Annotated in this window: 23 protein-coding genes; 6 read left to right on the top strand and 17 right to left on the bottom strand. The window is 62.9% G+C overall.

Going from position 1 to position 26,285, the window contains the following annotated elements; translation table 11 throughout:
• Positions 1 to 305: 305 nt before the first annotated feature.
• From H6851_01220 to H6851_01200, 5 genes are all read left to right on the top strand, one after another.
• Positions 306 to 971 carry a glutathione S-transferase family protein gene (locus H6851_01220; protein ID MCB9942230.1) on the top strand — a complete coding sequence of 222 codons (666 nt, stop codon included), beginning with the start codon at positions 306 to 308 and terminating at the stop codon, positions 969 to 971.
• Entirely contained in the window at positions 952 to 2,082 is a 1,131-nt protein-coding gene (gene queG, locus H6851_01215; protein ID MCB9942229.1) for a tRNA epoxyqueuosine(34) reductase QueG, read from the top strand. Before H6851_01220 ends, queG begins: the two co-directional genes overlap by 20 nt.
• Entirely contained in the window at positions 2,079 to 2,948 is an 870-nt protein-coding gene (locus H6851_01210; protein MCB9942228.1) for an SDR family oxidoreductase, read from the top strand. The genes queG and H6851_01210 overlap by 4 nt, the downstream gene beginning before the upstream one ends.
• A 78-nt stretch (positions 2,949 to 3,026) precedes the next feature.
• Positions 3,027 to 3,695, top strand: coding sequence for an HAD family hydrolase (locus tag H6851_01205; GenBank protein MCB9942227.1), 669 nt, complete (start codon positions 3,027 to 3,029; stop codon positions 3,693 to 3,695).
• Positions 3,692 to 4,384, top strand: coding sequence for a metal-dependent hydrolase (locus tag H6851_01200; GenBank protein ID MCB9942226.1), 693 nt, complete (start codon positions 3,692 to 3,694; stop codon positions 4,382 to 4,384). Before H6851_01205 ends, H6851_01200 begins: the two co-directional genes overlap by 4 nt.
• Positions 4,385 to 4,408: 24 nt before the next feature.
• Here H6851_01200 and H6851_01195 read toward each other — a convergent pair whose 3' ends face one another.
• The 7 genes from H6851_01195 to H6851_01165 all read right to left on the bottom strand — a co-directional run bounded on the left by H6851_01195 (position 4,409) and on the right by H6851_01165 (position 10,143).
• Positions 4,409 to 4,723, bottom strand: a complete 315-nt coding sequence (locus tag H6851_01195; protein MCB9942225.1) for a hypothetical protein — start codon at positions 4,721 to 4,723, stop codon at positions 4,409 to 4,411.
• A 182-nt stretch (positions 4,724 to 4,905) separates the two neighbouring features.
• Positions 4,906 to 5,658, bottom strand: coding sequence for a methyltransferase domain-containing protein (locus H6851_01190; GenBank protein ID MCB9942224.1), 753 nt, complete (start codon positions 5,656 to 5,658; stop codon positions 4,906 to 4,908).
• Between the two features lie 326 nt (positions 5,659 to 5,984).
• Positions 5,985 to 6,488 carry a methylated-DNA--[protein]-cysteine S-methyltransferase gene (locus tag H6851_01185; protein MCB9942223.1) on the bottom strand — a complete coding sequence of 168 codons (504 nt, stop codon included), beginning with the start codon at positions 6,486 to 6,488 and terminating at the stop codon, positions 5,985 to 5,987.
• 16 nt (positions 6,489 to 6,504) lie between these two features.
• A complete protein-coding gene (gene larB / locus H6851_01180; GenBank protein MCB9942222.1) occupies positions 6,505 to 7,155 on the bottom strand; it encodes a nickel pincer cofactor biosynthesis protein LarB in 651 nt (216 codons plus the stop codon).
• A complete protein-coding gene (locus H6851_01175) occupies positions 7,152 to 7,955 on the bottom strand; it encodes an adenine nucleotide alpha hydrolase (GenBank protein MCB9942221.1) in 804 nt (267 codons plus the stop codon). The genes larB and H6851_01175 overlap by 4 nt, the downstream gene beginning before the upstream one ends.
• Complete coding sequence (locus tag H6851_01170) at positions 7,952 to 9,124, bottom strand: LarC family nickel insertion protein (GenBank protein ID MCB9942220.1); 1,173 nt, start codon at positions 9,122 to 9,124, stop codon at positions 7,952 to 7,954. The genes H6851_01175 and H6851_01170 overlap by 4 nt, the downstream gene beginning before the upstream one ends.
• Before the next feature lie 2 nt (positions 9,125 to 9,126).
• Positions 9,127 to 10,143, bottom strand: coding sequence for a Gfo/Idh/MocA family oxidoreductase (locus H6851_01165; GenBank protein ID MCB9942219.1), 1,017 nt, complete (start codon positions 10,141 to 10,143; stop codon positions 9,127 to 9,129).
• Between the two features lie 202 nt (positions 10,144 to 10,345).
• Here H6851_01165 and H6851_01160 point away from each other — a divergent pair, with 202 nt between their 5' ends.
• Positions 10,346 to 11,260: a dihydrodipicolinate synthase family protein gene (locus H6851_01160; GenBank protein ID MCB9942218.1), complete on the top strand. Its 915-nt coding sequence runs from the start codon at positions 10,346 to 10,348 to the stop codon at positions 11,258 to 11,260.
• A 49-nt stretch (positions 11,261 to 11,309) separates the two neighbouring features.
• On the opposite strand, the gene H6851_01155 is transcribed toward H6851_01160, so the two are convergent.
• From H6851_01155 to H6851_01110, 10 genes are all read right to left on the bottom strand, one after another.
• Positions 11,310 to 12,632, bottom strand: coding sequence for a TRAP transporter large permease (locus H6851_01155; protein ID MCB9942217.1), 1,323 nt, complete (start codon positions 12,630 to 12,632; stop codon positions 11,310 to 11,312).
• Positions 12,629 to 13,111, bottom strand: coding sequence for a TRAP transporter small permease (locus H6851_01150; GenBank protein MCB9942216.1), 483 nt, complete (start codon positions 13,109 to 13,111; stop codon positions 12,629 to 12,631). Before H6851_01150 ends, H6851_01155 begins: the two co-directional genes overlap by 4 nt.
• Before the next feature lie 17 nt (positions 13,112 to 13,128).
• Positions 13,129 to 14,166 (bottom strand): TRAP transporter substrate-binding protein, encoded by a 1,038-nt coding sequence (locus H6851_01145; GenBank protein MCB9942215.1) that lies wholly within the window; start codon positions 14,164 to 14,166, stop codon positions 13,129 to 13,131.
• 56 nt (positions 14,167 to 14,222) lie between these two features.
• On the bottom strand, positions 14,223 to 15,101 hold the full coding sequence (locus H6851_01140; protein ID MCB9942214.1) for a hypothetical protein: 879 nt from the start codon (positions 15,099 to 15,101) through the stop codon (positions 14,223 to 14,225).
• 136 nt (positions 15,102 to 15,237) lie between these two features.
• Entirely contained in the window at positions 15,238 to 16,827 is a 1,590-nt protein-coding gene (locus H6851_01135; protein MCB9942213.1) for an ABC transporter substrate-binding protein, read from the bottom strand.
• Between the two features lie 97 nt (positions 16,828 to 16,924).
• Positions 16,925 to 18,526 (bottom strand): ABC transporter substrate-binding protein, encoded by a 1,602-nt coding sequence (locus tag H6851_01130; protein ID MCB9942212.1) that lies wholly within the window; start codon positions 18,524 to 18,526, stop codon positions 16,925 to 16,927.
• A gap of 37 nt (positions 18,527 to 18,563) precedes the next feature.
• Positions 18,564 to 20,471 (bottom strand): EAL domain-containing protein, encoded by a 1,908-nt coding sequence (locus tag H6851_01125; protein MCB9942211.1) that lies wholly within the window; start codon positions 20,469 to 20,471, stop codon positions 18,564 to 18,566.
• A gap of 501 nt (positions 20,472 to 20,972) precedes the next feature.
• A complete protein-coding gene (locus H6851_01120; protein ID MCB9942210.1) occupies positions 20,973 to 22,472 on the bottom strand; it encodes a CoA-acylating methylmalonate-semialdehyde dehydrogenase in 1,500 nt (499 codons plus the stop codon).
• Positions 22,473 to 22,586: 114 nt separating this feature from the next.
• The gene (pepN, locus tag H6851_01115) at positions 22,587 to 25,238 is read right to left on the bottom strand and encodes an aminopeptidase N (GenBank protein MCB9942209.1); all 2,652 of its coding nucleotides are present in this window, start codon (positions 25,236 to 25,238) and stop codon (positions 22,587 to 22,589) included.
• A 158-nt stretch (positions 25,239 to 25,396) separates the two neighbouring features.
• A complete protein-coding gene (locus tag H6851_01110; GenBank protein MCB9942208.1) occupies positions 25,397 to 26,269 on the bottom strand; it encodes a LysR family transcriptional regulator in 873 nt (290 codons plus the stop codon).
• Positions 26,270 to 26,285: the final 16 nt, after the last annotated feature.

The following is a 26,285-nucleotide window of genomic DNA, read 5'->3' as shown; positions in this document are numbered from 1 at the left end:
ATACCAATTCAACCTTCGTAACGTTCTGACACATGTAAGAAAGTCGCAAAGCTTCTTGCATGGAGGGAAATTCATGGAGAAACGCACAATTGGAAGAAAATTGGTTTCCAGTGGTTCGTACTGGCCTCCTTTTCAATGTGTTTCAAAAGCCTCACTCATATGTGTCTTCCGTGTCCGAAAAGGGATTGCCCGTTCCCCGTTCGCAGATTTTCATTCGACTTTCGGGAGGGCATGTCCATGGGGCTTGAAGCGCGGGCGTGGCTGGGCTTTTAAGGAACCCATGCCAGGCATTGCACGGAACCGCCATGCTCACCCTTTATCAGCACCCCCTTTGTCCGTTCTCGCGAAAGATCCGCCTGGCATTGAGTGAAAAGGGCCTCGTTGCGGAGTCCATCGATATCGAGCCGTGGAAGCGCGAGGACTCGTTCATCGCACTGAACCATGCCTGCGAGGTACCCGTTCTCGTCGATGACGACCTGACGATTGTCGACAGTCAGGCCATTGCCGACTACCTGGAGGAGGCCTATCCGCAGACCACGTTGCTGGGCGGAAGCCTGGAACAGCGGGCGGAAATCCGGCGTCTGGTGGCCTGGTTCGACGTCAAGTTCCGCCGCGAGGTCACCGACCTGCTGTTCGGCGAGCGGCTGCTCAAGCAGCTGCGACGGGTCGGGACGCCCAATTCTGAAGCCATGCGGGCCGGCGCGGCCAACATCCGCGGTCACATGGGGTACATCGCCCATCTGTATGAGGATCGGCGCTGGCTCGGCGGCGATGTCCTGAGCATGGCCGATCTTGCTGCCGCGGCCCATCTGTCGGTGCTCGACTATCTGGGAGATGTGCCATGGAAGGACTTTCCCGCCACCCGTGACTGGTATGCCAAGATCAAGTCACGCCCGAGTTTCCGGACATTGCTTGCCGATCGCGTTGTCAGCTTCAAGCCGCCCGATCACTATGCCGATCTCGACTTCTGAAAGTTTGTCACGTTTTCCCGAAGAAAGTTTCAGGCGCCACCTGGATGCACGCGCACGCGGCCTGGGGCTGGATTTCGTGAGGATTGCCGATGCCCGTGTCCCGGATGCCCGCAGTGCTGCCTACCGCGACTTCATTCGCGCCGGCCTGCATGGCGACATGGACTGGCTTTCCCGCGAACCGCACCGCCGCGAGCAACCGCAGGGCATGTGGCCGCAGGCGCGTTCGGCGATCATCGTGGCCCTGAATTACGGTCCCGAGGACGATCCGCTGGACAACCTGCAACGACGGTCGAATGGCAACATTTCCGTCTATGCCCGCAATCGCGACTATCACGATGTGCTCAAGGGTCGCCTGAAGCAACTGGCCTCATGGGTGCACCGGGTAACGGACTCCGAGGTGAAGGTATTCGTCGATACGGCACCACTGCTGGAAAAGCCGCTGGCGCAGCAGGCCGGCATGGGCTGGCAGGGCAAGCACAGCAACCTCGTGTCACGCGACATGGGCAGCTGGTTCTTCCTGGGCGAAATCCTCACGGCCGCCCGTCTTCCCGCGGACAATCCCGAGAAGGACCGTTGTGGCCGTTGCAGCCGTTGCCTCGACATTTGCCCCACCCGCGCCTTCATTGCCCCCTACAGACTCGATGCCCGGCGCTGCATTTCCTATCTCACCATCGAGCACAAGGGGCCCATTCCCCGCGATCTCCGGCCGCTGCTGGGCAATCGCATCTACGGTTGTGACGACTGCCTTGCGGTCTGCCCGTGGAACAAGTTCGCCCGAACAGCCGGCGAGGTGAAACTGCGGGCGCGTGAGGAACTTGCATCGCCAGCCCTTGCCCGCCTGGCCGAACTGGACGATGGCGCATTTCGTAACTTCTTTTCAGGGTCGCCGATCAAGCGCATCGGTCGCGCACGTTTCCTTCGTAACGTGATGGTTGCAATCGGTAACAGTGGTGACAACAAGCTGGCCTCATCGGTGAAACCGCATCTGTGCGACCCGGATCCGGTGCTCCGCGGCGCTGCCGTGTGGGCGTGGCGGCGGCTCGGCGGTGACGATCGGGCGAGGCCGCGTGACGAGGAGGACGGACAGGTGATCGAGGAGTGGACGGCATGACCGGAAGACTCCTGTGCGCGGGCCATGGCTACACGGCGCGTCGACTTGCCGCGGCGCTGGGCGGGCAAGGGTGGAGCGTTGCCGGCACCACGCGCGACGGACGCGACGGCACGAGGCGCTTTTCCCGCGAACATCCGCTGCAAACAGCGGATTTCGACGGCATCACGCATGTCCTCACGTCGATCCCGCCCGACGGCACGGGCGACATTCTTCTCGATATACACCGGCGCGAGCTGCATGCCATGCCGGAACTGCGCTGGATCGGCTATCTGGGCACCACCGCGGTCTACGGAGATCGGGGCGGTGAATGGGTGGACGAGGACAGCGCGACGATGCCCACGCTCGACCGCGCCCGGCGACGCGAGCGTGCCGAACGGGCCTGGCTCGACAGCGGCCTGCCGGTCCACATCTTCCGCCTGGCCGGCATCTACGGTCCGGGGCGCAACGCCTTCGTCAATCTGAGGAACGGTACGGCACGGCGGATCGTCAAGCCGGGGCAGCTCTTCTCGCGCATCCATGTCGATGACATCGTGGCCGTGCTGCTGGCGAGCATCGCGTCACCGGATCCCGGCCGCATCTACAATGTCTGCGATGAGGAGCCCGCACCGCCGCAGGATGTGGTGGCTCATGCAGCGGGCCTGATGGGTGTCGAGCCACCGCCCGAGCAGGCCTACGAAACGGCGGATCTTCCCGCGATGGCCCGCACGTTCTACGCTGACAGCCGGAAGGTCCGGGCCTCGCGGATCCGCGATGAACTGGGGGTACAACTGCGCTATCCGACCTATCGGGAAGGGCTTGCGGCGCTCCTGGAAGAATGGGGTTCTGGAGGAACCGGCGGGCCGGCAAGCGGAAGCACGACCCGGTGAACATCTAGCTGTCGGCATTTGTCCGGCACGCTGCTAGGTTCCTGACGCTTGCATCGTGTTCGAACCGGCAGGGGAGTAGTGGCCATCGACCTCGTGATCTTCGACATGGACGGCGTGCTCGTCGACAGCGAGCTCATCAGTTGCCGTGCCGGTGCGGCCTGCCTGACGGAGGCGGGCTTTCCCATCGACGAGCGGACCGTCTGCGAACGCTATCTCGGCACGAGCGTGACGACGATGTTCAAGGATGTCGAGGCCCGCTTCGGTCGCAAGCTGCCCGAGGGCTTCCGCGACCATATCCGGCAGCGGACGCTGGAAGCCTACGAGGGCGAGCTCGAACCCGTGACGGGTATCGAAAGGGTCCTGGCCCGCACGCGCGGTCCCGTCTGCGTGGCCTCGTCGAGCCATCCCGAACGCATCCGCCGCTCGCTGGAGCTCTGCGGTCTCCATGAACGGCTGCAACCGAACCTGTTTTCCAGTACGATGGTGGAGAATGGCAAGCCCGCGCCGGATCTTTTCCTTTACGCTGCCCGGACCATGGGGGCCGAGCCCGGCCGGTGCATGGTCGTAGAGGACAGCATCGCCGGCGTGACGGCCGGCGTGGCCGCCGGCATGACGGTTGTGGGTTTCACTGCCGGAAGTCATGTCGACCATGCCGTTCACGCGCCGAAACTGCGTGCGGCCGGTGCCCATCATGTTGCCACCGATGCCGACGGACTCATCAGGCTCATGGAGGATTTGAACGCATGAACATCACCTGGCTCGGCCATTCCGCCGTACATCTGCGTACCGAAGAACGCTCGATCCTGATCGACCCGTTCTTCACCGGGAATCCGAAATTTCCGCAGGACTGGGAAAAGGGACTCGACCGGCTGGATGCCATCGTCCTCACCCATGGACACAGCGACCACATGGGCGAGGATGCCGTGCGACTGGCCAGGGCATTCGATGCCGTGCTGGTCGCCCAGTTCGAAATCTGCATGTATCTCAATGGCAAGGGGGTGGAAAAGTTCCAGCCGATGAATACCGGGGGCACCGTGGATGACGGCGGGGTCCTCTATTCGATGGTTCCGGCATTCCACAGTTCGGCCATCATGGAAGACGGCAAGCCCGTCACCATGGGCGACCCGGCGGGCTTTGTCATCCGCACGGGCGGGCACAGCATCTACCATGCGGGCGACACATGCCTGTTCTCCGACATGGCGCTTGTCCAGCGGCTTTACCAGCCCAAGGTCGGATTTCTCCCCGTGGGGGATCGCTTCACCATGGGACCGGAACAGGCCGCCATCGCCTGCAACGAGTTCCTCGATCTCGACGTTGCCATTCCGGTTCACTGGGGTACCTTCGACCTGCTGACCGGCGATCCGAGGGTCTTCCGCGACAAGGTCACGCGCGGCCGTGTCGAAATCCTCGAACCGGGCGGGTCCATCGAGGTCTGAAGCACTCGCCCGCGCCCGGGGTAATCACTCCTCGGGCGTGGGCAATGGTTTGCCCGTGCGGGCCTGATAGTCGTTCTCGGCTTCCTGCTTCATCTTCTTGCCGAGCACGATGTTGTCCTCGCCGCGCTGGATGAGGTCGCGTCCATCCTCGATCATCTCGTTGCCATCCTTGATCTGCCCGTTGCCCATTTCGATCAGGTCGTCGCCGGAACTCCACTTGTCGCCGATGGCGGCAATGGCGGCCCCCTCGCTGCTGATGGCATTTCCGAGCGTGGAACGTTGCGTGCAGCCCGCCACCATCATGGGCAGCAGGGCGAGGGCGAGGATGGCGTACTTCATCTACCGGTTTTCCTTGAATTCCTGAACGGGTTCGTCGATCGCGTGGCGCCCGATCGCGTCCGACCATGCCGCATGGCCCAGAAAAAACCCATACAGGAATCGTTATTGATCTGCAAACCGGTGCGGGAACATCAAGGCAGCATTTCGCTTTTGCGGCCATGGCGCAAGGGAGAAAGTTCCGATCAGCGGGAGAGGCGGATCAGCACGTACCAGGCCTGCCAGCGCAGGGGCGGGATCGTGAACAATATCTGATCGACCGCACCAAGTGCTGCCAATGCCGGGCGGAAAAGCGGCGTATCATGGACGAACGCCGATGCGAGGTTCGTCAATCCATAGAACTTGAGATCAATGTCCCGAAAATACTGCCGTGCCAGTTCGATGTCGGGGCGAAGCAGGGGGTGTTCATCGGGCGTGCGCAGGGCCGGTGTCCTGTTGCGGAAGGAGTTGATGGCCAGGTTGTGGCCGAGGGGCTCGACGAAGATGGCCTGACCGCCGGGACGCAGGACCCGGGCAATCTCGGCATAGGCGCGCGAGATGTCCAGGTGATGGATGATGGCGGAGCCGAACACGATGTCGAAGGAGCCATCGGGGAAATTCATCTCTTCGGCATTCATCGCCATGAAATGGGCATTGCCGAGTCCGCGCCGAGCGGCCTCTTCATTGGCGTTGCCGGCGGCCACATCGGAAATGTCGATGCCGACGATCGACTTGCAGATAGGCGCCAGCTCAAGGGACTTCGTACCCCTGCCGCACCCATATTCAAGGACATCCCTTCCGCGACTGGCTTCCTTCACGGCCTGGCGATGGTCGTCCATGCAGTCGTCAATGGCCCGGTAGAACTTCCACACACCGCCACGAACTTCGTTCTGGTAGCGTTCGTTATGAAAGTCGCGCTCCCGCTCGATACGGCCATCGTCATAACGTTCCTGAGCCAATTCCACGCTCTCCGTAATCTGATATAAATAAATTCAGAACAATATCATTATAACCGATTTTTACACCATTTCTATAATAATTACATATTTTAAAATTAAGTGAACTCATGTTGATCTTATCAACAAGAAATTGATTCAAATCGTTGTCAATATTCGCTTGTCGGTATGGAAAGTTACATGTCGATTTTTGCGGAAGGTGAAATGGCTTGGTGAATTTGTCTATTAAATCAGCCATTTTTCAACAGGCAGCGCAATTCCTCCGGTGTCAACCACCGTCCTCTTCATGCCGTTTCGAATATCCCTGCGACCGCGAACGGGTGGGGCGGTCAGAGCAACGCGCCTTCGTGACGCAGGAGCCAGGCCTTGCGTTCGAGGCCGCCGGCGTAGCCCGTCAGGCTGCCGTCCTTGCCGATGACCCGGTGGCAGGGGAGGATGAGCGCGATGGGATTGAGGCCGTTGGTACGGCCCACGGCGCGTACGGCCCTGGGATTGCCAAGACGCAGGGCCATGTCGGCATAGGTCGCGGTGGTGCCGGCCCGGATGTCGCGAAGACCAAGCCAGAGCCGGTTCTGGAATTCGGTTCCACCCGGATCGACATCGAGCCGGTCGAGCATATCGAATCGGCCCTCGAAGTAGCCGTCGAGGGCCCGTTGGCCGTCAACGTGCGGCGCGTCGTCGAGTTCGATTCCGCCGAAGCGGCGGGCAAGAAGGGAATTCAGCCGCTCGGGGCAATCCTCGAAGTCGAGATGAACGATGACGGCATCGTCCGGGCGGTGAACGAGGATGATTTCGCCCACCGGCGATGGTACTCGGGTGCGATGCAGTTTCATGGAACCGAACTCGTCATCATGTCGCGTTGAGGATCCGCAGGGCGGCACAGGCGGCACCATAGCCGTTGTCGATGTTGCAGACCGCAATGCCCGGCGCGCAACTGGCCAGCATGGCATCGAGGGCCGTACGCCCGCCCTGCGCCACGCCATAGCCGACCGACGTGGGAACGGCGATCACGGCCCCCCTGAACAGCCCGCCGATGACGCTGGGCAGCGCTGCATCCATGCCGGCGGCGACGATGCAGATGCGATGCGTGCGCACGGCCTCGATGCGCAACGACAGGCGCCAGAGGGCGGCCACGCCGATGTCGGCGAACAGCGTGGCTTCCTCGCCGTAATAGGCGAGCGTGCGGCGGGCTTCGTGGGCGACGGCGAGATCGGAGGTGCCGGCCGTGGCGATGGCGACACGCCCGGCGGTCGATGGCCGGGCACACTCGCCGAAGATTCCGGTCCGCGAAAGGGGATCGTAGTCGATGACCGCACGGTGCCGTTCGGCGATCTTTTCCTCGTCGAGTCTTGTCAGGAGCAGGCATTTTCCCATCGACGAGGCTTCGTCGAGGATGGTTTCGACATGCGCTGCTGACTTTCCACTACAGTAGATCGCTTCATCGAAGCCGAGGCGGTCCTGCCGTTCGCGATCCCAGACGAAGACCTGCGGATCGTTCACGGGACGGCATCCGGATTGTCGAGGGTATGGCGCAGGAAGGCGCTGCCACGACGGTAGGACTCGAAGCGAACCGGCTTCCGTTCGTGCATCATCGAGCGGATACGGTTCGCCAGTTGCTGACGTGCCGTTGCACCGAGGGCATCGGCCGGGTCGAGTTCGATCACCATTGCATCATGGCGGATGCGGCAGCGAACGGTCCGGGCTGCACAGGATGCGCGCAACAGCGTCTCGACCCGGTCGATCAGCGCCAGATCCTTCGGATCGATGCGCTGCCCGGTCTCGATGCGGCTGGAAAGGCACGGAGCCGCCGGCAGTTCGGCGAGGTCGTCGAGGCCAAGGCTGGCCGCAAGCGCGCGAACGCCATTCTTGTCGATTTCCGCCTCGACAAAGGGATGACGGACATGATGCTCCCGCGCGGCCTGAAGACCGGGCCGCCAGTCGCCGAGATCGTCGAGATTGGTTCCGGACAGCAACTGATCGGCGGTGAGCGAGGCAAGGGTGCCGTAAAGGTTGGACTTGCAGAAAAAGCAGCGATTGGCCGGGTTCGCGAGATAGCGCTCGTCGGTGAGCTCTCCGGCATCGACGACGTTCAGCGACCAGTTCTCACGGGCAGCATACGCCTTGATGCGTTCGGTCGCGGCCTGCGGGACGGCCGCCGATGCGGCGTGAAACATGGCGACGCGACCGGGCAGGCGGCGATGGGCAATGAAGCCCAGGGTCATGCTGTCGACTCCTCCCGAAAGCGCGATGGCGGCCGGTGCGCAGCTGTCGAGTACATGATGCAGACGCTGGAGCGTCATGGCCTGTCCCGTTCGCCGTCGTTGCGGGCAATCGCCCGTTCGACCTTCCCGAAACGTTCGCGGGATCGGGCGAAGGCGCTCCCGGCTGTAAGCGAATCCGCTTCGGCCTTGCCGCTGATCTCGCCGTCCGGGCGACGAGCCAGCTTCACGTCGCCATGCTGTTCGCGCGGCAGCACCAGCCGCTCCACCTCGGCCATGCGCAGGCCGAGCGTCGTGGTTTCGCGAAAGCACGCCTGCGCGACCTTCTCGCAATAGCGGGGCTCGACCAGCAGTCGCACGGCGACGGTCATGCGCCCCTTCTTGCCGAATGCCGGTATCTGCAACGCGTCGCGCACGCCATCGAGCCCGCGCAGCCGGTCGAGGGCAAGGGCCAGGTCTTCACCACTCTGGTCATCGATCTCGAAGGCGATCTCGCGGAGCTGTTCACGGCGGGTGGAATCGACGTCGGCCGTGTCCATGAGGAGGATGCGCAGGATATTGGCCCGGCCGGGCAGCTCCATCGTCCCGCGTCCGGCACCCTGGGCGACGATGCGGCCCCGGGCCTTTCCGCCGGGCTGGCACAGGTGGCGCAGGATTGCGGCACCCGTGGGCGTGACCCGTTCGCCCGGCACGCCGTCGTCAACAAGCTCGAAGCCTTCGAGAAGGAGCGTGGTCGCCGGTGCGGGGACAGGCATCGGGCCGTGGCGGGTGCGCACCTGGCCGCCGCCCAGCGGGACCGGACCGCAGCTCCACGCCGTCACGCCCGAGTGTTCGATCAGCCATGCCGCCATGAGGATGTCGGCAATCGAATCCCATGCGCCCACCTCATGGAAGTGAACGTCATCCAGCGGCCGGGCATGGACCTTCGCCTCGGCCTCGGCGATCAGCGTGAACATGGCCAGCGCCCGATCGCGCACGGGCCGCTCGATGTCCAGTGTGTTCAACAACTGGCGAATATCGCTCCAGTTGCGATGCTCATGGCGGCTCGGGCCGTCGAGGTCGAGATGCAGCGCGTCGAACACGCCGTCATGCCGCCGTTCGAGGCGGAAGGCCGAAAGCCCGATCGCTTCGAGCACCCGCATCTCCTCGCGCAACGGGCGTTCGAGATCGGGCAGGGCCGAGAGCATGGCGGCCGCGAACATGTCGCCGGCAATTCCCCCCAGCAGGTCGAGCCTCGCCGATCTCGTCACGATCAGGGTTTCTCCCATTCGCCGCTTGACGCCGAGCGGAAGGCCGCCTCGATCACCGCCATGTTGGCCATGGTGAACTCCAGCGGCACCGGCTGCGGCGTGCCGTCGAGCACGGCTGCGGCGAATGCATCGCCCGCCACGCCATACTGGTCGCAGGCCCCGATCTCGATGGCCTTGCGGCTGGTGCCGGGTGCGTTGCTGCCGTCGTCCAGATAGAGCCGGGCTGGCTGGCCGGGTATGGCGTTGAACGGGATCTCGACCTCAAGCCGGCCCCTGGTGCCGAAGAAGGTCATCTGCTGGAAGGGCGTGAGCTGCGTCGAGTAGAGGAAGCTTGCCTGAACGGGAAAGCCATCCGCATCGGAAAATTTCAGGATGACCGATCCGAGCCTGTCAGTCCCGAACCCCGGATCGCTGTCCATGAAGGCAAACACGCGTTCCGGCTCGCGGCCGGTGACGAAGCGCGAGGTGACGGTAGGGTAGCAGCCGATGTCGAGCATGCCGCCCCCGCCGATGTCGGCCTTGTTGCGGATATTGTCGGGATCATCATTGTAATAGGATAATATTCCCTGGATCGCCCGCAACTCGCCGATTTCGCCGCCCGCGACGATCTCGCGCGCCCTGAGCCATTGCGGGTGGGTCAGGACCATGAAGGCTTCCTGGATGATCACGCCCTTGTCCTTCGCCGCGGCCAGCAGCGGCTCGGCCCCGGCACGGGTGATGCCGATGGGCTTCTCGCACAGCACGTGCTTGCCCGCCTCGGCCGCCTTGATCGTCCAGGGAACATGCAGGTGGTTGGGCAGCGGATTGTAGATGGCGTCGATGTCGGGATCGGCCAGCAGCTCCTCGTAGGAACCGTAGGTCTTCGCGATGCCGAGTTCGCCGGCCATCTTGCGTGCCCGTTCGATATCGCGCGAGGCCACCGCGGTCACTTCCGTCCGCCGGCCCTTCATCATCGGCGGCACGACCTTGTCCCAGCCGATCCTCGCCGTGCTCAGGATGCCAAAGCGCAACTTTTCCATGTCGAAGCGTCCCCCCGGATTTCTGCCTGATGTCCTGTCATGCAGGCATAGCCGACCACGGTGAGCAAATCCACCATTTGCCCGGTGTTCCACGATCGTTGCCGAAGCGGGCAAATCGCGCGGCGTTGTCGACACCCGGCCCGGAAACGACCATGATCGTTGCCGACAGAGTGGAGTGCCCGGCCCCGGGGAGTAACTGCGGATGACGAAGCTCACCCACGGAGCGCGCGGCGTGTTCGCCATCGCCGCCACGCCGTTTGACGACAGCGGGCGCCTCGACCTGGAGAGCGCGTCGCGGATGGTCGAGTTCTATCTCGAACGCGGGGTGTCCGGGCTCGCCGTCCTGGGCCTGATGGGCGAAGCGCCGAAGCTCACCACCGAGGAGGCGCTGGCCCTTGCCCGCCACGTGATCCGGCGCGTCGAGGGACGGGTGCCCGTGGTGGTGGGCGCCTCCGCGCCGGGTTTCGCCTCCATGGCCCAGCTCGGCCGGGCGGCGATCGAGGAGGGGGCGGCCGCACTGATGATCCAGCCACCCGTCGCCGCGGCAAGGGGCGATGAGGCGGTGCTGGCCTATCTCACCCAGTGCGTGGAGGCCATCGGCGAGGACAGCCCGTGGGTGCTGCAGGATTTCCCGCTGGCGTCATCCGTGCCGATGAGTGCGGGGCTGATCCGGCGGATCGTCGAGACGCTGCCGTCTTGCGTCATGCTCAAGCACGAGGACTGGCCCGGCCTCGACAAGCTTTCGGCGGTGCGCACCGCACTCGGGCGCAGGATTGCGATCCTCACCGGCAATGGCGGGATCTTCCTGCCGTTCGAGTTGCTGCGCGGTGCCGATGGCGCCATGACCGGCTTTGCCTATCCGGAGATGCTGGTGGGCGTGTGCGCCCATCACCGCGCCGGCCGCAGGGAGCAGATGCTCGACCTCTTCGACCTCTACCTGCCGCTGGTGCGCTACGAGCAGCAGCCGGGACTGGGCCTTGCCGCACGCAAATACGTGCTCATGCGCCGCGGTGCCATTGCCGGCGACACCACCCGCGCCCCGGCCCCGCACCTGAGCGAGGCGTCGCGTCGCGAAATCGACTGGCTTTGCGACCGGCTGGAAGCGCGGCTGCGCTGAAACGATCCAGCGACCCCCGATATTGATGGATGGCGAATTCAGGACAGCTTCAATACATCAGCCAAACCAGGGACAATGTGATGCCGGGGAAGGCCATGAGGACGATCACGCGCAGGATGTCGCTGACGACGAAGGGAATCGCACCCCTGAAGGTATGGGACATGGGCACGTCATCGGCCATGGCGTTGATGACGAACAGGTTCAGGCCGACGGGCGGGGTGATGAGCCCGACCTCGACGACGATCAGGACGAGAATGCCGAACCAGATGGCGAAGTCTTCCGCCGGCAGCCCGTAATCGAGCGCGGAGACGATGGGGTAGAAGGTCGGGATGGTGAGCAGGATCATGGACAGCGAATCCATGAAGCAGCCGAACAGCAGATAGCAGAACAGGATGGCAGCCAGCACCGTCATCGGCCCGTAGTCCCGTGCCGTCACCCAGTCGGCGACCTGCTGCGGCAGTTGCGAGAAGGCGAGGAAACCGTTGAACACGGCAGCGCCGAAGACGATGAAGAAGATCATGCCGGTGGTGGTGGCGGTGGCAAGCAGGCATTCGGCGAGGGCCTTGCGTCCGAGGCCGCCACGCAGCAGCGCGATCGCCCCGGTTCCGGCTGCCCCGACCGCAGCACCCTCGGTGGGAGTGAACCAGCCCCGGTAGATGCCGCCGATCACGAGGAGGAAGACCAGCATGACCGGCCAGACATCGAGGAGGGCCCGGATGCGCTCGGACCGCGGCGAAGGATCGCGCAGGCCGGCCGATTCGGGCCTGAGGCGGACGAAGATCGCGATGGTGACGAGGTAGCCCATGGCCGCGAGAAAGCCCGGTATGAAGGCGGCGACGAACAGTCTGGCGATATTCTGCTCGGTGAGAATGGCATAGATGACCAGCACGACCGAAGGCGGAATGAGAATGCCGAGCGTTCCGCCCGCGGCAAGGCAACCCGTCGCCAGGGCGCCCGAATAACCGAAGCGGCGCAGTTCCGGCAGTGCGACCTGTCCCATGGTGGCGGCCGTTGCCAGCGAGCTGCCGCAGATGGCGCCGAAGCCGGCGCACGCGCCGACAGCCGCCATGGCCACGCCGCCCTTGCGGTGGCCCAGCCAGCTTTCGGCGGCCTGGAACAGGGCGTCCGACATGCCGCCACGCGTGGCGAACTGGCCCATGAGCAGAAACAGCGGGACGATGGAGAGCGAGTAGCTGGAAAAGGTGTCGTAGGTCAGGGATTTCAGCTGGGCCATGATCGCCACCGGGCTGCCGGTGACGATCCATGTACCGAAGAAGCCGCAGACCAGCATCGCGAGGCCGATCGGTATGCGGATGAAGATCATCGCCAGGAGGACGGCCAGCGAGACCCCGGCAATTTCGGGATTGCTCATGCGGCCGGACCGCGGTCGTGCAGGTCGCGCCAGATCGTGTAGGCCGAGACCGGAATGAGCATCACCGCTCCGAGCAAGGCTCCTGCATAGCCCCACCAGAGCGGCAATTGCAGGATCCAGGTGGTTTCCCCGTAGGATGCCTTGTCCGCCGCACCCTTGAACAGCTGCAGCGCGACGATGACCGCCGCTCCCGTCATCAGCAGGCTGGAGAAGGCGTTGATGAGCCGGTTGGCGCGGCGGCCGAAACGCCCCATGACGATGTCGACGGTGACATGGCCACGCCGGAGCTGGCACCATGGAAGGAAGGCGAAGACGGCGAAGGCGCAGCCCATTTCCATCAGCTCGAAATCGCCCGGAACCGGGCCGAGGCCGGCGAAGATCAGGGCGCGACCGATGATGCTCACCGATGTCAGCACGATCATGGCCACCAGCACGGTGCCGCCAAGCAGGGCAAGGCCGCGGGCGATGACGTGGAGCATGCGGCCTGCTGCCGGTATCACGAGGCCGTGTACTGGTCGATCAGTGTCCTCGCAGCGTCGAGATGCGCCTTGCCGTCAATGCCGCGGCCGGACATCTCCGCGATCCAGTCGTCGATCACCGGCAGGGATGCATCTTTCCAGCGGCGGGTTTCCGCTTCATCGATGGTGATCACCGGCTTGCCGGTCTCGCGGGCCGCCTGTTCCGCGGCGGCATCGCCCCTGTCCAGCGCCCGGCCGAACAGGCCGGCCGTCTCGACACCGGAATTGGCATCGATCACCGCCCTGAGATCGTCGGGCAGTCCTTCATAGGCGCCGCGATTCATCACGAAGCCAAGCGTCGCGGTGTACAATCCGTGGTCGCCTGAAACCTGGGTATGGCTGTCGACCAGATCCAGAATGCCCAGCGGTATGGTGACTTCCCAGGGAATGACCGTGCCGTCGATCACGCCCTTGGAGAGGGCTTCGGGCACGGCCGGCACCGGCATGCCGACGGGAACGGCGCCCAGCCGTTCGAGCAGGGTCGTGATGATCCGGGTCGGGCCGCGCACCTTCCTGCCCCTGAGATCCTCCAGCCTTGCGACAGGCGGCCCCTTCATGTGCAGCGTGCCGGGGCCGTGGACATGGAGGGCGATGGGCTTGATGTCCGCGAACTCGTCCTGCAGGTACCTTTCGTAGAAGGCGTGGAAGGCCTTCGAGGTCGCTTCCGCACTCGTGACCATGAACGGCAGTTCGAAGACCTCCGCTCCCGGAAAACGTCCCGGATTGTAGCCCAGCACCGTCCAGACCAGATCGACGACGCCATCCCGGGCCTGATCGTAGAGAGATGGCGGAGCGCCGCCGAGCTGCATCGAGGGGTAATGCTCGACCTTGATGCGCCCGCCCGACTCCGTTTCGACCTTGTGGGCCCACGGGACCAGTGCCTTGCCGGGTATGATGGCCTGGAGCGACAGCAACTGGTGCAACCGCAGCGTCACTTCCTGTGCCGCCGCCCGTCGCGTCGTCGCCGCGCCCAGTCCGGCGGCGGCCGTCGATGCCAGAAAGGTGCGTCTGATCATGATGGTCTTTCCTCCGCCGACTTGTTGCCCGGATCGTAGCATCGCGAGGTGAGCGATCAAGTGGGCTGGACAATCCGCGATTCGCGATCGGTCTGCGTTTGTCGTCCTATCCGCGGTTGCAGCAGCAGCCAGGTCATCTTGCGCCCGCGACCTTCGGAGCAGGCCAGCCAGCGGTCATTCTCTTCGAGGTCGTCGAGTTCGGAGAACAGGTCGGGGTTGCGGGCGAGAAGCGCGATTTCCGAGATGTCGAAATGGTTGCGGGCCCGGCTTTCAAGGGCGATGCGGCAATCCGGACCGAAGCCCGGCTTGTGGTCGTGCAGTTCGATCACGATCACGGTTTCGCGCAGGTGTCCGAGCACCCGTTTGTCGAGAAGGCCGAATTCCCCTCCCTCGATGTCGACGAGCACGACCGCATCCGCGAGCCTGTCCCGCGGCAGGTCGCACAGGCACTCACGGGTCGCCGTGCCTTCGACCCGTACACGGCCGGCCACGCCGTTGAGTCGCGCTGCCCCGGCAATCACCTGACGGCCATGGGCGGAGGCCTCGAAACACCACGACTGATCCGCGAGTCCGGCGCGAACCAGCCCGATGGCGAAATAGCCGTCGCCGGCGCCGATATCGATGAACAGCGAACGTCTCCTGAGGGCCCGCACCAGTTCCTCAAGCACATCCCGCTCATAGAGTCCCAGGACCATTGCCGCCCGGTCGTGCATCGACCACCATGCGCCCTCGGGCAGGACCATCCCGCGCAGCGGACCGTAGCGTACCGTGGAACTGCAGGTCCGCGACAGGTACCGGGCCACCAGCCGGCGCCGCGCTTCGGTGTCTTCCACCAGCCCCGCGCGGGCCAGTGCCCATGTCAGGGTCCGACGCAGTGCGGCCTTCAGGCCATACCGTCGTGCAGCATCCCTGACCTTTCGCCAGCGGATCCCCATGCCGCTCACGATCCGCCAGCGCCGCCCGGAGCGGCGCGGACCTCAGGGGCGGACATGAAATTACTGGAATTTTGGAGCATTTCTCTGATTGGGGAAACATGGCACAGGACAGTCATCAACTTTCGAGCAATGGATTTCATGGGCGTTCCGCCGGGATCTTTTCGGGGACGAGGCGGGCATGGCTGATGCGGAAGACGGGGCTTCGGGACATGCTGGTGTCGACATAGGGCTTGGCGAAGAGGACCGTTCGATCGGTGGCGATCGGGATGGCGGCGAAGGTCTGGGTGATGTAGCGGTCGAATGCCTGAAGGCCTTTCATCCGCTGCTCGTCACCGACCGCTGCCGATACGGCATGGCGCAATTCCTGCAATTCCGGGTTGACGTACAGGCGGCTCGCAAAGGTCTTGCTCAGAAGCGATTCCAGGTAATTCAGTGGCATTTCATCAAATGTCGAGCTTATCACAACGTCATAGGAAGACTTGTTGAAGATATCGATGGATTTCCAGAAGTCCTCGACCGTGCTGATGTCAAGGTCGACATGGATGTTCTTCCAGCTTGCCTTGAGGAAGCTCGCGATCTCGCGGTAACCGTTGACCTGCGAGGCGTAGATGAGCCTGATCCGGATCGGATTGGATGCGTCGTAGCCGGATCCGGCGATCAGTTCCTTGGCCAGGTCCAGTCGGTCCTCGTAGGTCCGCGGGGTGGGATTGACGACAGAGGCATCGGCGACATAGCCGCTGATGCCATCGGGGATGATGCCGACGGGAAGGGCGAAGGTCTTGCCGAACAGGTTTCTGCCGAACGTTTCGCGATCCAGCGCCAGGGAGAGCGCCCGCCGGACGTTCCTGTCGCCCAGCACCCTGGAATTCCTGTGAATGATGGCCATGTACATGCGTGCGCCGGTGTCTTTCTGGGTATCGGTCGACAGGCGGTTGAGAAGCCAGTTGCGCTGATTGCCCAGCGGCCCCAGCAGCAGGTCGGCATGGTCGGACACGTAGTCGCTGATCGCGGTTGCCATGTCGACGTGACGTATGCAGATCCGGTCGACCTGTATGTCGGCACTCAGGGGATTGTTCTCGTCGCGGTCGAGCAGCATCTCGGTGCCGGTCACCGAAACAGGGCGGAACGGACCTCCGGTCACCCGTCTGCTGCCCGCGTCCAGCCAGGAGGGTTCTTCGTCCATGCCTTCGGGAATGGCGACCAGATAGGTCGCCCCGATGGAATCGATATGACCGGCAGAGGGATAGTCCAGACCCAATACGAGTTCGTAGGGTCCGCTAGTGCTGATCGTCGCGCGCGAGATGTTGCGTTCGACGTCGTAGTCTCCGGCATTCCTGATGAACATCAGCAGGTTCCGCTTGGGCGACAGGGGATGCAGCATCCGCCTGAAGGCCCGCGCGAAATCCTCGGCCGTGACCGGTTTCCCGTTGGACCACCTGAGATCGTCGCGCAGCCTGAAGTGCAGGCTGTGCCCATCGTCGCCCGTGAACCATGACCTTGCCGCCTCGCCGACCCAGCCGCCGGACGGACCGGAGCGGACAAGGCGGGGAAAGAGCAGGGGCGAAATCTCCTGGTGGACCGTGTAGATGGTCTGGTTCGGTTCGTATTCGCCGATGTCGAGCGGCAATGTCGACGATACCCGCAAGGTGTTGTCGAATGCCACGGCCGACCCGGTCGAACCGACTCCCCACGCCAGCAGGCAAAGTGCGGCCAGAATGCGGATCATGTCCTGTTCTCCTTGAGCGCCCGGGCAATGGCCCGGATGCGGCGTTTTCGGGCTCGGATCATGCGCAGCGGACGATCGCCGCGATGAAGGTAGGATTTCATGGACGGTCGGAGGGGATCTTTTCAGGGATGAGACGAACCTGACTCATCCGGAATTCACTGTGCGCTTGCCTGTTGGTATCGACGTAGGGTTTGGCAAAGAGCATCGTGCGGGCAATGGCGACAGGAATGAGGGAGAAGGTCTGGGTGATGTAGCGGTCGAATTCCCGAATGGCTTCCAGGCGTTCCACATCGCCGATCGCGAAAAAGACGTTCCGGCGCAGGTCGAGAAATTCCTTGTCGGAAGGCAGGATGTCTTCAACGAATTTTCCTGACATGAAGGAAATGAATGTCAATAACATTTCATGAAATGTCGAGCTTATCATGAGATCGAAACGATTTTCATTGAATAGTTCTGCCGAATTCCAGAAATTTTCCACCAGGCTGATTTCAAGGTCGACATGAATATTTTTCCAGCTGGCCTTGAGGAAGTTCACGATCTCGCGGTAGCCATTGACCTGGGTGGCATAGATGAGCTTGAGCCGGAGCGGGTTCGACGCACCGTGGCCTGATTGCGCGATCAGCTCCCGGGCGAGGGCCAGCCGCTCATCGTAGGTCCGGGGCGCAGGATTGACGAACGAGGCATCGGCGACATAATCGCTGATGCCATTCGGTATGATGCCGACCGGGAGGGCGAAGGTCTTCCCGAAGAGATGTCTGCCGAAATTCTCGCGATCCAGCGCCAGAGACAGGGCCTGCCTCACGTCTTTGTCGGCAAGCGCCTCGGAATCCCGGTGGATGGCGGCCATGTAAATTCGTGCACCGCTGTCGATGATGATATCCGTCGGCAGGCGGTCGACAAGCCAGTCGCGCTGGTTGCCCAGCGGTCCCAGCAGCAGGTCGGCCCGGTCGGACACGTAATCGCTGATCGCCGTCGACATGTCGACGTGGCGCATGAGGATCCGTTCGATCTCGATGCCTTCGCTGAGGGGATTGTCCTCGTCCCGGTCGAAGAGCATTTCGAACTCTGACACGGAGACGAGCCGGAAGGGTCCTCCGGTCACGCGCGTGGTTCCTGACGAAAGCCACGACGCCTCGTCGCTCATGCCTTCGGGAGTGGCGACGATATTGTCGAGGAGGAATGCCGAACCGATGGAGTCGATCTGGCCTGCAAAGGGAGTCTCCAGTTCGAGCACCAGTTCGTGCGGTCCATTTGTACTGATGGCGGCATGTGAAATGTCACGGTCGACGTCGTAATCGCCGGCGTTCCTGATGAATGTCAGGAAATTCCTCTTGGGAGATCGGGGGTGGAGCGACTGCCGGAACGTCCGGGCGAAATCCTCGGCCGTCAGCGGTTGGCCATTCGTCCATTTGAGATCGTCGCGCAACCTGAAGTGCAGGGTTCGCCTGTCATCGCTCAGGAACCATGAACTTGCCGCCTCGCCGTTCCATTTGCCTCCCTCGTCGGATCGTACAAGGCGGGGAAACAGGAGGTATGAAATGTCGAAGTGAACCGTGTAGAGCGAGGTGTTGGGTGCATAGGTATGAACATTGAGGGGCAATGTCCACGACACCCGCAGGGTGTTGTCGAATGCCCTGGCGACCGGAATGGCCCCGAAGGCTTCCGCCAGCAGACATAGTGCAACCAGAAAACGAATCATGTCCTGCTCTCCTTGAGAATCCGAACGACGACCGGGTTCACGCGATGCGCAGTTGCGAGATTGCCGGTTTGCCGAAGAGGAAACCCTGAACGAGATCGCACCGGGCCGAGCGGGCCTCCTCAAGATGGTTCTCCGTCTCGATGCCCTCGGCGATGATGGTGAGATTGAGCCGGTGGGCGATATCGGCGATGCCCAGAAACAGAGCCCGTGCCTTGGGGTCGTGCGCGAGACCCCAGATCAGGGACTTGTCGGTCTTGACGATGGTGACGGGCAGTCTGGTGAGGCAGCTCAGCGAACTGAAGCCGGTGCCGAAATCGTCGAGCGCGATGGCCACTCCGGTCTCGGCATAGGAATGCAGAACCTCTCCAAGCATGGGGTCCTGAAGCAATCGGTCCTCGGTCAGCTCGATGACCACGCGGCGGGGGTCGATGCCGCGCGTTTTCATCTGCTCGATCAGGATCTCGCGCAACTCGGGCCGGGCGATCTGTTCCCACGACAGGTTGAGGGTGACGTTGATCGGATGCGGTTGCCGGCACAGCCAGTTGAGTGCATTTTCAATGGTTTTCATCGCAACGAAATCCTGCATGCCAAGCTCGCAGGCGACACGCATCACCATGTCGGGTGGGAAGTTTGCGCGCGGCAATTCGTGACTGCGCAGGCGCATCAGCGCTTCCGCGCCCCAGCAGACACCGTCGTTCGTCAGGTGGATGGACTGGAATGCATGATGCAGCAGCGGCATGTCGACCGCGGCGCGAAGGCAGCCCGATATCGCGACCCACATCGCATTTTCGCTCAACTGGGACGCATCATAGGCGACATGCCGGTGACGACCGTTGGCCTTGGCCCGGTAGAGGGCCAGATCGGCCTTGCGGATGAGGTCCTGCACGTCACTGGCGTCGTCGGGATAGACGGCCGAACCGACAGAGCAGGAAAGGCGGTGCTGCATGCCGCCCACCTCGAACTCGTGGCTGGACAACTCCGCGAGGCTGTCCAGCGTCTCCCTGGTATTCCGATTGTCCGCATTTTCGATGGCAATGACGAATTCGTCCCCGCCAAGGCGGAATACGCGGATGTTTTCATCGACCAGCGAGCCCAGCCGGGTGCCGAACTGGGTCAGGACGCCATCGCCGGACATGTGGCCGAAATGGTCATTGATGTATTTGAAATGGTCGAGATCGGCGAGCAGTATGGCGACGCGCTGGCCTGCCCTGGACGCGCCGGCGATGGTCTGGTCCAGGTGCTGCTGCATGGCCCAGCGGTTGGCCATGCCGGTGAGGGCGTCATGATTGGCCCGGTCGACCAGATCGCCTGCCATCGTGTTGAGCGCGTGACCGAGGGCCTGGACTTCCTGCGGCCCGTTGACCCGGATCTGCTGCCAGTTGTCGCCCTGATGGTTCTCGATGGCGTCGCAGATGTCCTTGAGCGGCACGCCGATGCGGGCATGGATGGTATGGAACAGCCATGCGCCGAGGATCGTGCAGGCGGCGACGTTGAGGATGCCCACCGCAGCAAGCACGGTGATGTCCTGCCGGTCGAAGTGCTGGGGCCGCAGGCCGAATTCGAGCGAACTGTGGCCGTAGCGTTCCGGATCCGGGCTCCATATGAGGCGTCTTTCCACCACGCTCGAAGACGTGAAGTCCGGTGAGGCATATTCCATGATGACCGTGGAGAGATGATTGGTCACCCGGACCATGTTGAAATCGGGGTCGATGGCCGCGAGTTCGGCGAGTTGCGCGATGGTGGCGAAGTCCGCGACCCTGAGATTGGCATCGATCAGATTGGCATAGTTCGTGATCTTGATCTGCAGCTGGACCCGCTCGGCCTGATCCTGCTGGAACTTGAAGATGGACATCGATGCGGCCGCGATCGTGATCGAGATGATGATCGTCACGAATGCGATGTTCTTCGCCAGAAGGGTGCGGATCGGCGTGCCGTGGACCATCATGCCATCATGCTGCCGTCAGCGTTCGAGCGCGGGGCCGGCATGGCGACCGGCGAAACCGGTGCCGTCATGGCCCAGGATTGCGATGTAACGGTGATGTCGATGAATTACGGTTAGACAAGTGAATAATCGGCTTTCCCACGCAAGTTCATGTAATGGATTTCCACCTGCGGCGAATCCATGCAAACGTGTCGAGATTCAATTATGATATTATAAACAATCATACAAGATCGCGTTATTGGTTAATTATCATTGGCCCGTTCAGATGTGTGGGGCGGAAAATTGTCTTTTTGCGCGTTTGGGTTTTCCTGCGAATGCGATAGGGATTGCCTTGTGTTCCCCAGCAGTGCCGCATCTGAATTTTTTCACGGCTCCATACGCTTTTTCGCTTACGATGTGAGCGAAACGGAACGAATCCGGTGCGATCCGGCAAGCAGCGGGGCAGACATGCAAAGGGCCGCCCGAAGGCGGCCCTTATCGAAGAACTGGCTTGCGGTGGAGCAATCAACCCATGGTGGGCATCTTGAACTCCGCACCGGCCTTGATGCCCGTCGGCCAGCGTGAGGTGATGGCCTTCTGGCGGGTGTAGAAACGCACGCCTTCCATTCCATGCGTGTGATGATCGCCAAAGAGCGAACGTTTCCATCCGCCAAAGCTGTGGAAGGCCATTGGCACCGGAATGGGAACGTTGATGCCGACCATGCCGACATTGATCTCGTTGGCGAAGCTGCGGGCGGCGTCGCCGTCGCGGGTGAATATCGCCGTACCGTTGCCGTATTCGTGGTCGTTGACGATCTTCACCGCCGACGCGTAATCCGGCTTGCGCACCACCGACAGCACCGGACCGAAGATCTCCTCCTTGTAGATCCGCATGTCCTCGGTGACCTTGTCGAACAGGCAGCCGCCGATGAAGAAGCCGTTCTCGTAGCCCTGCATCTTGAAGTCGCGGCCATCGACGACGAGTTCCGCCCCTTCCTTGACGCCGAGGTCGACATAGCCGCGCACCTTGGCGAGATGTTCGCCTGTAACCAGCGGTCCCATCTCGGCACCCTTCTGCATGCCCGGGCCGATTTCCAGCTGTCTGACGCGCGGCGAGAGTTTCTCGATCAGTGCATCGGCCGTGGCCTCGCCGACGGGGACGGCCACCGAGACCGCCATGCAGCGTTCGCCGGCGGAACCGTAGGCGGCACCCATGAGCGCATCGACGGCCATGTCCATGTCGGCATCGGGCATGATGACCATGTGGTTCTTGGCCCCGCCCAGCGCCTGCACGCGCTTTCCGTTCTTGGTGCCGGTCTGGTAGATGTATTCGGCAATGGGGGTCGAGCCGACGAACGAGACAGCACCGATGCCGGGATTTTCGAGGATGGCGTTGACCGCATCCTTGCCGCCGTTGACCACCTGAAAAATGCCGGCCGGGATCCCCGCCTCAAGCGCCAGTTCGGCCAGCATCATCGAGCTGCTCGGATCCTTTTCCGATGGCTTGAGGATGAACGCGTTGCCGCAGGCAATGGCCAGGGGCGCCATCCACAGCGGCACCATGACGGGAAAGTTGAAGGGGGTAATGCCGGCCGTGACGCCGATGGGATGGCGTACCGACAGCAGGTCGACGCTGGTGCCGACATTGTGGTTGAACTCGCCCTTGAGCAATTGCGGAATGCCACAGGCGAACTCGACCACCTCGAGTCCGCGGGTAACGGACCCCTTCGCATCGTCGAAGGTCTTGCCGTGCTCGGCAGTGACCGTCGCGGCGATCTCGTCCATGTGGGCCTCGATCAGCTCCTTGAGCTTGAACATGGTGCGCGCACGACGGATGATCGCGGTGTTGGCCCAGTCCGCTTGCGCATTGCGGGCGGCATCGACCGCTTCCTGTACTTCGGAGGCGTTGGCCAGTGCCACCACGCCGCTCTGCTCGCCCGTAGCCGGGTTGAAGACCGGCGATGTCTGGCCGCTCTTGCCGGCGACGCGCTTGCCGCCAATGAAATGCCCGATGTTCTTGCTCATGGCCCTTCCTCGAATCGCTGACCCACACGGGCCGTTGTTGTGGAACGTGTGTTCCATTTTGTTGAACGATTGGAACGTCCGGTCGATGATGACCAGAGTCAATCGAAGCCGGCTTCAGCCCTCCAGGCTCTTGCTGGCGATCTCGAAAGAATCGCTGGAAAGGCCGTCGATGGCAAGGATGCGTTCCAGCTGGGCCTTCATCAGCGCCTGCCTGCCGGCATCGTGGCGGCGCCAGCGACCGAGCACGGCAAGCAGCCGCGAGGCCACCTGCGGGTTGCGGCGGTCGAGATCGGCGACGATATCGCCCAGGAAGGCATAACCGGCCCCGTCGGCGCGATGGAAGCCCTTCATGTTGGCCATGCAGAACACGCCGATCAGCGAGCGCAGGCGGTTGGGGTTCGACATGTTGAACGCCGGATGTTCCATCAGCCGGTGCACGCGGCCGAGACTGTCGTCATCCTCCATCATCGCCTGCAGGGCGAACCACTTGTTGACCACGAGCGGTTCATGTTTCCATTGCTCATAGAAGCTGTCGAGGTGTTCCTGATATCCCGGCGCCTGGACGTCGAGCAGGGCCGCAAGGGCCGCGATGCGGTCGGTCATGTTGTCGGCATCGCGGAACTGGGAGACCGCCAGGTCAATCGCCCGGTCGGCTCCGCCGCGAACCAGGTAGGCGAGGGCGACATTCCTGAGTGATCGCCTGGCCATGGCTTCCGTCTCGATCGAGAACGGGCCATCGGCGGTATTGGCCTGGTAGGCCTGGCGCAGCTTCCCGGTGAGGCTCTTGCCCAGTTGCCGGCGCAGGTGGTCGTGCGTGCGGATCACGCCCTCGACGTCGATCACCGGCAGCCGCTGGGCGTAATAGGAACGCGACGGCAGGCCGAGCATCCTGGCGGTGAAGGCCGGATCGGGATCGCCGAGGTCGAGTACGGCGCCCAGTGCCCCGGGCAGGCGCGGATCGACCTCCAGCGGCTGCCTGGCGCGGTGTTGTTCCATCAGTTCGTCAAGAACCTCGATCGCGAGTTTCTGCCCTGCCTCCCAGCGGCAGAACGGATCCGGATCGCGCGCCAGCATGTGGGCCAGCTCGTCGCGGGACATGGGCATGTCGACGATCACCGGAGCGGAAAAACCGCGCGGCAGCGATGGAATCGGTTCCTCGCCGAGTCCCGTGAAGGTGAACAGGTGGACGGGTTCGGTCAGTTCCAGGATGCGCTCCTCGCTGCCTTGCGAATTCTCGCCCTCCAGCGCCATCGGCAGCACCTTGCCGCTGGTGCGACCCACAAGGCCGATGCGGATGGGGATATGCAGCGGCTCCTTGTCCGGCTGGCCGGGTGTCGGCGGCGTCTCCTGGCTGATTTCCAGCATGAAGCGGCCCGTATCGGCGGCATAGTGGCGGTTGACGGTGAGCCTGGGCGTGCCCGCCTGATTGTACCAGCGCAGGAACTGGGTGAGGTCATGGCCCGAGGCGTCGGCCATGGCGGCCACGAAATCCTCGCAGGTCACGGCCTGTCCGTCATGTCGCCTGAAGTAGAGGTCCATGCCCTTGCGGAATGCATCCTCGCCGATCATGGTAAAAATCATGCGGATGACTTCGGCACCCTTGTCATACACCGTGCGCGTGTAGAAATTGTTGATCTCGATGTAGCTCGACGGACGGATCGGGTGAGCGAGCGGGCCGGCATCCTCGATGAACTGGCTTTCGCGCAGCTGGACGACATCGTTGATCCGCTTGACCGCCGGCGAGTGCATGTCGGCGGTGAACTGCTGGTCGCGAAGGACGGTCAGCCCCTCCTTCAAGGTGAGCTGGAACCAGTCGCGACAGGTGACGCGGTCGCCGGTCCAGTTGTGGAAATACTCATGGGCGATGATTCTCTCGACCGAGACGAAGTCGCTGTCGGTGGCCGTTTCCTGCCGGGCAAGTGTTGCCGATGTATTGAAGATGTTGAGGCCCTTGTTCTCCATGGCCCCCATGTTGAAATCGGATACGGCCACGATCATGAAGATGTCGAGATCGTATTCGAGGCCGTAGCGGATCTCGTCCCAGCGCATCGACTTCTTCAGGCTGATCATCGCATGGTCGCACTGGTCGATGCACGCATGCTCGCTGTAGATGCGCAGCGTGACGTCGCGGCCGGACATGGTGGTGAAGTGGTCCTCGATCATCGCGAGATCGCCCGCCACCAGTGCGAACAGGTAGGAAGGCTTGGGGAAGGGATCTTCCCAGACGGCAAAATGCCGCCCTTCGTCCAGATCCCCGCTTTCGATCAGGTTGCCGTTCGACAACAGGACCGGCTGGGCGGTCTTGTCGCCCTCGATGCGAACCCGATAGCGGGCAAGCACGTCGGGCCGGTCCTGGAAGAACGTGATCCTGCGGAAGCCTTCGGCTTCGCACTGGGTGCAGAAGACCCCATTGGAGATATACAACCCCATCAAGGTTGTATTCGCCTGGGGGTTGATCTCTGTCTCGATGACAAGTTCGAACTGCGCGCCCGGATCGTCGATGACGAGATCCCTGCCTTCGAGGCGATAACGGCTCTCGTCCACCGGGCTGCCGTCAAGCGACAGGCCGAGCAGCTGCGGGCCATCACCCGACAGGCGCAACGGTGTTCCCGCTTCGGTGTCCCCGGCCCGTTCGACAGACAGCTTCGCGATCACTCTCGTGGCCTGCGGATCGAGCCGGAACAGGAGTTCGACGGCCGAGGTGCGGTAAGCTGGCGGCGTGTAGTCCTCGAGCCGGACGGCGGTCGGCTTTTTCACATCGTTCATGCCGGAATTTCCTCGGTTTGCATCCTCGACAGACAGATCCTGCATGCCGGGTCACCGCTTTCCTGACGGTGTTGGCAGGGCCATAACCTATTCGACAGATGGGTAATTGTTCAACGTCGGGTTTGATGGCTTGCGGCAGAACGCCGCTCGACATGCCGTCAAGCCGCGTGACCCATGCTTTCCGCCATCAGTGTGTCACGAATGTGACGGGCGAGTTCGTTGGCCGCCGGCGAAACCGCTCCCTTGCGCACATAGAGGTTGATGTGGAAATACGGCAGGGGCGGGAGGCCGGCGCTGGCCGGGATGATCTCCAGATCGCACGGGACGGCGCATCGCAACATCGCCGAAACGGCCAGATCGGCGCTGACGGTCGCCTCCATGGCCTGCATGCTTCCCTGATTGCAGACGGACCGCCAGTCGCGATCGATCGTGCGGATCGCCTCGACCACGGCCGGATGAAAGGCGCAATGCGGTTCGCCCAGGGAAATGGGCAGCGGATCCTGAAGATGCGCCTTGCCGCCCGAAGCGCCGACCCATACCAGCGGCTCGCGCATCAGGGTATCGCCATCCCTGGCCGGGCCGGGCTCGGTGGTCAGCGTCACATCGAGTTCGCCTCCTTCGAGGCGGCGCAACAGGTTCTGTGTGGCCGAACAGTCGAACGTGATCTGGATCCGCGGCCACGCACGGTCGAAACGTCGAAGGACCGGCGGCATCAGGTGGGCGACGATATCGTGCGGTACGCCGAGACGGACTTCGCCCTCGAACTCCGGGCGGACCATCGTCTCCCAGATTTCGTCGTTGAGGGACAGCATCCGCTGGGCCTTGGACAGCATCCGCTCACCGGCGGCCGTCAGTCCGAACTCCTTGCGGTCGCGCTCGAACAGCCGGCATTGCAGCATCTCCTCCAGCCGTTTGATCTGCTGGCTGACGGCGGCCTGGGTGAGGTTGAGCTGCCGCGCGGCCGCGGTCATGCCGCCCGTTTCGGCGACGACGGCGAAGCTGCGCAGAAGAGTCGTGTCGATATTGCGCATGATCCGTTCCTGACCT

It is taken from the genome of Geminicoccaceae bacterium (genome assembly GCA_020638465.1).
Classification (GTDB): Bacteria; Pseudomonadota; Alphaproteobacteria; order Geminicoccales; family Geminicoccaceae; genus JAGREO01.
Note: the sequence above shows the minus strand (reverse complement) of the source record. Positions and strands in the feature narration are given on the sequence as shown.